The organism is Mycobacterium sp. E3198, from assembly GCF_001667015.1.
In the GTDB taxonomy this organism is placed as follows: Bacteria; Actinomycetota; Actinomycetes; order Mycobacteriales; family Mycobacteriaceae; genus Mycobacterium.
On record NZ_LZIS01000177.1, the window covers coordinates 1 to 6,722 of the forward strand.

General features: G+C 65.2%; 5 protein-coding genes and 1 pseudogene. 4 read left to right on the forward strand and 2 right to left on the reverse strand.

All coding sequences use genetic code 11. The features are described 5' to 3' along the window. Both A5673_RS19205 and A5673_RS19210 read right to left on the reverse strand, forming a co-directional pair. Nucleotides 1–572, reverse strand: a pseudogene (locus A5673_RS19205) (cytochrome P450); the annotation flags it as partial. A 249-nt stretch (nt 573–821) separates the two neighbouring features. Next, nucleotides 822–1,259: a hypothetical protein gene (locus tag A5673_RS19210; protein WP_082958836.1), complete on the reverse strand. Its 438-nt coding sequence runs from the start codon at nt 1,257–1,259 to the stop codon at nt 822–824. Between the two features lie 489 nt (nt 1,260–1,748). Here A5673_RS19210 and A5673_RS19215 point away from each other — a divergent pair, with 489 nt between their 5' ends. The 4 genes from A5673_RS19215 to A5673_RS19230 form a co-directional block, all read left to right on the forward strand. Next, nucleotides 1,749–3,173: an MFS transporter gene (locus A5673_RS19215; RefSeq protein ID WP_068235867.1), complete on the forward strand. Its 1,425-nt coding sequence runs from the start codon at nt 1,749–1,751 to the stop codon at nt 3,171–3,173. A gap of 516 nt (nt 3,174–3,689) precedes the next feature. Then, entirely contained in the window at nt 3,690–4,559 is an 870-nt protein-coding gene (locus A5673_RS19220) for a sulfotransferase domain-containing protein (protein ID WP_231971136.1), read from the forward strand. After that, nucleotides 4,523–5,527 (forward strand): hypothetical protein, encoded by a 1,005-nt coding sequence (locus A5673_RS19225; RefSeq protein WP_231971137.1) that lies wholly within the window; start codon nt 4,523–4,525, stop codon nt 5,525–5,527. The genes A5673_RS19220 and A5673_RS19225 overlap by 37 nt, the downstream gene beginning before the upstream one ends. Next, nucleotides 5,527–6,722, forward strand: a 1,196-nt coding sequence (locus A5673_RS19230) for a cation:proton antiporter (protein WP_068235875.1), incomplete at its 3' end; no start/stop codon positions are given. The genes A5673_RS19225 and A5673_RS19230, both read left to right, overlap by 1 nt.

The following is a 6,722-nucleotide window of genomic DNA, read 5'->3' on the forward strand; positions in this document are numbered from 1 at the left end:
CCGAGCAGTTCGAGGTCGGTGAGATCGCCCGGTCCGGTCATCACTTCGGACAACATGTCCGAGCCGGGGTTCTCCCTGCGTTGCCGGATGACGTCGGTGAAATACGTGAACAGCTCGTTGCCCTCGGGGCCGCCGTCCACCGCCGCGTCCTTCCAGGCGATCACGCGGTCGCGGTCCTCTAGCGGCAGCCCGTAGAGGTCCATGAAGACCTGGTAGGGGTAGAGGCGGCCGAAGGCCGACATCACCTCGCACTCGCCGCGCGCCGCGAGGGCGGCGATCATGTCGACCGCGTGGCGCCTCATCACGGGCCGGGATTTGGCCAGGGCGTGCGGGCTGAAATGCGGTTGCAGGATTTTGCGGTATCGGGTGTGCTCGGGGGGATCGAACGCCGAAGGCAGCACCGGCACCGGGCTGCCCGGCGGCTGCAGCGCCAGATGAGCCGAGAAGAGGTTGGGTTCGCATAGCGCCCTCAGCACGTCCTCGCGGCGTGTGAGGTAGTAGGCGCCATTCATGAACACGACCGGCCCGGCGTCCCGCAGCGCCTTCCATCCGACGCCGCGGTCGGCGGCCATCGGTAAGGCGGAATGCTCCAGCCGGGGCAGGTGAAAGGTGCCCGCCGTTTTATAGGCGAGACTGTGGCCGGGATGAACCGGCCCGGAGGGTGTTTGGTGCGCAACGGAATCCATCGATCGGTCCTTGAGGGGTGCTGACGGCGCGCGCCCGCTCTAGACGCGGGCGAATCGGCCCGGCGGGGCCGAATGCCGTGATGTGAGGGGTGAGTTGGCTTTACCGCACCGAGTCAGACGGCCGGCGCCGGCCCGTCAGCGGCGGGCGACGCAGAGTCGCGTCAACACACTGTCGGCAGGAGCTTCCGCGGAAGCGGCCCATCGCGCGCGATCCGGAGCCAACTCCGACGCGCCAAACGACGCCGGCAGGGCGAACCAGCCGGAATCGGGCGACAAGTGGGTCACCTGGGCCGGACGGTCGCGCGTCATCCACATGCTGTGGAAGGGCTTCTTGTCTGTCGGCGTGGAGCCGGGTGAAAAATCGCGGGCGGCAACGCGAAGCTCGACCTGGCCGGCATCGGCTTGGACATCCGGGGCCGCATGGATCCACGCGGCCGGCTCGGGCGGTGCGGCCGCGGAGAACTGGGGACGCAACGACGATCCCGCGATCAGGGCGACGAGCACGCTCAGCGCGGCGACGATCGCGATGGCCAGCCACCATCGCCGAGTCGCACCCGTGATCCGAGGGTCCACAGTGGCAGCACTGTACATCGGGATGCTTGGGCGGCAAACCGCAGCAACCTGTGAGAATGCTCAAAAGGCGAGCGCGGCCGCGGGCGCACGACTTCCTCACAGCCGGCTGGACGTAATAACCGAATTGACTGCAAATCTCCTGTAAATCGGCCAGGTTAACTTGTCGAGCGTTTCCCGCTTGGCTACCAATGATCTACGACGTGCGTTGGCGGGACGGGGTACCGGGTTGTCGACGCACGATGGCGGTGGGGCTCGCCAATAACCGCGCGTCGCTGATGACGGCCAACGGTCCCTGCGGAACATGCACCAAGTGGTCGGCTGGCCGATTGTGCAGCCTGATGTGACGCGGAGGATCGTAAGTGGCGGTTCGATTTTCGCTCGACGCCGGCGGTTTCTGAATTGTACAGAGGCCCAACGGAATCTGACTCCGTATGCACACAGGGTGGCTCGACGGCCGCGCCTGAATCGCCGGTGAAAGGTAGATATCGCGTGCGCCGTTCGCATCGCATCGTCGTTTGGGATCCGGAAGACGCGGTGGCCTGGCGAGCCGGTAACCACGCCATTGCTCGCCGCAACCTGGTCTGGCAGGTCGTCAACGTCCACGTCGCGTTTTCGATCTGGTACCTGTGGTCGGTGATGGTGCTGTTCATGCCGCAGTCCATCTACGGTTTCTCGACCGGTGACAAGTTGCTGGTCGGCGCCACCGCTTCGCTGGTCGGGGCGCTCGCGCGAATCCCTTATTCCATGGCGGCCAACTGGTTCGGCGGTCGCAACTGGACAATGTTCTCCGCTGCGGTGCTGCTGCTTCCGACCGCCGGGGCCATCTTTCTCCTGGCCCACCCCGGCCTTCCGCTATGGCCGTATCTGGTGTGTGCCGCGTTGACCGGCCTGGGCGGCGGCAACTACTCGGCGTCGCTGGCCAAGGTCGACGGGCTATTTCCGCAGCGGCTCAAAGGTTTTACGTTGGGCCTCACCGGTGGGATGGCCAACCTGGGTTCGGCGGGCATCCAGGTGGTCGGCCTGGTGGCGCTGGCCACCGCGGGGCACGAGGCGCCGTACTGGGTGTGCGCGATCTACTTGGTGCTGCTGGCCATCGGAGGCGTGGGCGCCGCCTTCTTCATGGACAACGTCGTCGCGCACCGGACCGGCCTGTCGCTACGCAACTTGCGGGCCATCGTCGCGGTTCCCGACACGTGGTCGATCTCGTTTTTGTACCTGTGCGCCTCTGGCTCGTTTCTCGGTTTCGCGTTCGCCTTCGGTCAAATCTTGCAGCACAACTTCATCGCCGCCGGGGAAAGCCATGGACAGGCGTCCCTGCATGCCGCGGAGGTCGCCTTCATCGGCCCCCTGCTGGGGTCGTTGGCGCGGATCGTCGGTGGCAAAGTCAGCGACCGGTTCGGCGGCGGCCAGGTGACTCTCGCGGTGTTCACCGCATCGATCGTGGCGGGCGGGTTCCTGGTGGGCGTCAGCATGCGCGCCGATGCCGCCGAGGACCGGGGCGCCGCGATCACGGGCTTTACGATGGTCGGCTACATCGTCGGGTTCATCGCGTTATTCATCTTCTGCGGCGCCGCCAAAGCCGCTGTGTACAAGCTGATCCCATCGGTCTTCGAGGAGCGCGCCCGCGCGCTGGGGATCAGTGCGACCGAGCGCGGTCACTGGGCCCGCGTCCGGTCGGGGGCGCTGATCGGGGTGGCCGGCGCTTTCGGGGCGCTCGGCGGCGTGGGGATCGACCTGGCGTTGCGGCAGTCCTATGACACCACCGGCACCGAGACGCCGGCCTTGTGGACCTTCCTGGTGTGCTACATCGCTGCCGGGGCGCTGGTCTGGTACCGCTACGTGCGACCCGCCGCCGGTCGGAGGGCGACGCCCGCGTTCGTGCGATCGGCTGCCGAGGAGCCCGTCAAGACATGACCCTCCGGCGTCATTGGACGGTCCGCACGACTTCGGGGAACCTGATCCGCTGACGACCAATGGGGGTGCGGGTCATCAATGCCACCCGCACGTTCCGTGTGGTCAATTCTCGGCGATGGTAAATCTGGCTGCTTTATATCGAAGAACAGCAAGCCTACAACTGGAACACAGCCATTCACAAGCTTATCCGACAATAATAATAATCATGCTGAGCAAAAGGCCGAAGGCAACCGGAGTGGGCCGGGAATTGACGCGATAGCTTCACGGATCGGCTGTGAAAAATGCAGCTAGAGCCCAGGTTTCGCCGGTCGGCGCGTCACATATTCGTTCGCTGTGCGTCAATATCGCAGGCCCAAACCTTGGGCGGGAAGGACGTTGAGAAAGGCCTGTTGGGTAAACGAATCGATTTTCCAGTAATCGTTCTGTGAAATTGAACATCTGACGGAAGGTAATTATCCGATGGAAAAACAGCTACTCGCTCCCACCAGGGTCCTAAGGGACTATTTGTCCAACTCGATGGTGTGGGACGATTTCCTCGCCCAGGGCGGCTTTGTCGAGGGAGACATCGTCGTTGCGGATCCATTCAAGGCCGGCACGACGTGGACCCAAAGGATCGTCCAGCAGATCCTGCACAACGGCGAGGAGCCCGAGGGCGGGCTCTCCGACACGTCGCCCTGGCTGGATTCCAGCTGGGGGGACCACTCCGGAATGCTCAACGTACTTGCGGAACAACGTGATTCCGGGACACGTCGGGTGATGAAGTCGCACCTGCCCGCGGACGCCCTTCCGATCGCCCCGGAGGCGCGCTACGTGTTCGTCGGCCGCAACGGCAAAGACCTTGGGATCAGCTTCCACAACTATCTCTACAACTTCTCCGAAGCGACGATGTCGCAGATCAATCGGATCCACGCCGAGTGGTCCGGCGACCCCACGCCGTTGGTGATCCCCGAGGACATGCAGGAGTTCTTCGACCTGTGGCTCGACAACGATGGGTACCAGTGCTGCGACCTCCTGGACATCATGAAGTCGTGGTGGGAGCTGCGGGACGAGCCGAATATCCTTCTGCTGCACTACGCGCAGCTCAAGCGGGACCTACGCGGCCAGATCACCCGGCTGGCGGAGTTCTTCTCCATCGATCCCGCCTCGCTGCGCATGGACGCCATCGTCGAGCATTGCTCGTTCGATTACATGAGCGCCCGGGCGGAAAAGATGGCGCCGTTCGGCGGATCGCACATGTCGAGCGCCAAGGCCTTTTTCCACAAGGGGCTCAAGCGTGATCACCGCAACGAGTTGACGCCGGCGCAGGTCGAGCGCTTCGACCGGGTGGCCCTGGAAAAGCTTGGCAGCGAATGCGCCCACTGGCTGGAAACCGGGCAACGGCCCTGAGCCGGTTCGCCTTCGGGCGAAGTGCCGCCTCGCCGAGCCCGTGGCTGATGCGGGCCGTCGCGCTTGCTTACGTCGCGGTGGCGGCGCAGTGCAACGGCTGGCATTACCTGTTTTTCCCCGGGCTGGCGGCCCTTTCGCACGACGTGTTGACCCGCCCGTGGGGGAAGTGGGCGAGTCAACCGGGGCGGCTCGTCGTGACGCCGGTCCTGGGCGCCGCCATCGGCACGCTGATCACCGCGATGTTCCCGTACGGCGTCCTGAGCGTCCTGCTCGTCGTTGCGCTGTGCGTGCTGCTGGTCGGTGCGCTCAAGTCGAATATCGCCCCGGCGATCGCGGCGGGGGTGCTGCCACTGTTCCTCGGCATCAAGACCTGGGTGTATCCGGCGTCGATAGCGGTCAGCCTGGTGGTGTTGGTCGTCATTTTGCTGCCCTGGCGAAGGCGTTGCCGACCGGCGTATCCGGATCTGGACGACGTGTTGGAGGCCCGTCCCAGCGGAAGTTCTTGGTTAGTACCGTTTTTCGCGTTCGTCGCGGCCATGGCGCTGTGCGCGGCGACCTCGGGACTGCGGCTCATCCTGTTTCCCCCACTGATCGTCATCGCCTACGAGATGTTCGCGCACCCCACCGTATGCCCGTGGGCGGGAAAACCGATGGCCCTCCCCGCCGCTTGCCTTCTGACATCGACCGCGGGGTGCGTCGCCGTCGCGCTGTTCGGGACCGGCGCGATTGCGGCGGCATGCGCAATGGCGTTGGGCGTCATCGTGCTTCGGCTGCTGCGGCTGCACATGCCGCCCGCGTTGGCCGTCGGGCTCCTTCCCCTCGTCATCCGTTCCCCGGACTTCACCTACCCGCTGTCCGTGGCCATCGGGACGGGAGCACTGACGCTCGCTTTTCAGCTGTACCACCGACGGGTCACCCGCCAGGGCCGCGCTGGCCTGAACATGACCGATAACTTGAGGAGTGCATGATGTCGAATTACCAATTGACCGCGGTGATATTCGTCCTGCTGGCGCTGGTCGGACTGGCCCAGTTGCTGGGCTACGTGTTCGTGAAGCTGCGGCAACCGAAAGTCGTCGGCGAAATCCTGGCCGGCGTCGTGCTGGGCCCGGCGCTGCTCGGCCGTCTGCCGTTCGTGGAGCACGTCGTGAGTACGGCCAGGCACAACACCCAGATCCTCAGCTTCGTCTACTGGCTCGGCCTGCTGCTGCTGATGTTCGTCTCCGGTGCCGAGGTGCAGCAGCTGTTTGGCCGGGGCGAGCGGCGCACCGTGAGTTGGCTCGTCATCGTCGGCACCGGCATCCCGTTCCTGCTGGGGCTGATCTTCGCGCCCCACCTGATCACCCCGAGTCTGGCTGGGCCGCACGGCAATCGCGCGTCGTTGATCATCATCCTCGCGGTCGGCGTCGCGGTGACGTCCGTGCCGGTGGTGTCAAAGATCTTCGCCGACCTCAAGATCCTGGACACCCGATTCGCGCGGCTGATTCTCGGCGTCGCCGTGCTGGAGGACATCGTCCTGTGGCTCGCGCTCGCGATCGCCACGTCGATCGCGGCGAAATCCCATCTGCGCCCGTGGCAGATGTCGTTGCACCTGTTGGTGACGGTGGCGTACTTCGGGCTCGGGCTCACGGTCGTGCCGCGCCTCGTCAAGCGCATCAACACGGCGCGCTGGAATGCCCTGGCGCGCCACTCGCCCACCGGCTACGCGATCGCGGTTCTGCTGGCGTACTGCGCGATCGCGGGAGCGCTCGACGTCAACCTCGTCTTCGCGGCGTTCCTCGCGGGTTTCGCCCTGGTGCATCGCAAGCGCAGGATCTTCGAGGACTCGATCGACGCGATCAGCAAAGTGTCCTTCGCCTTCTTCATTCCCGTGTACTTCGCGATCGTGGGGCTGAAGCTCGACCTCATCCGCGGTGTCTCCCTGCCGATGATGGTCATCTTCATCGTCGGGACCTGCGCGGTCAAAATGGCGTCGGTCGCGCTGGCCGGGCGGTTCGCCGGCTTCCGGGGCCTCGAACTGATCAACCTCGGCATCACCACCAACGCCCGCGGCGGCCCGGGCATCGTCCTGGCCAGCGTCGCCTTCGACGCCGGGATCATCAGCTCGAAGTTCTACACCACGCTGGTGGTCGCGGCCGTGCTCACCTCGCAGCTCGCCGGCGCCTG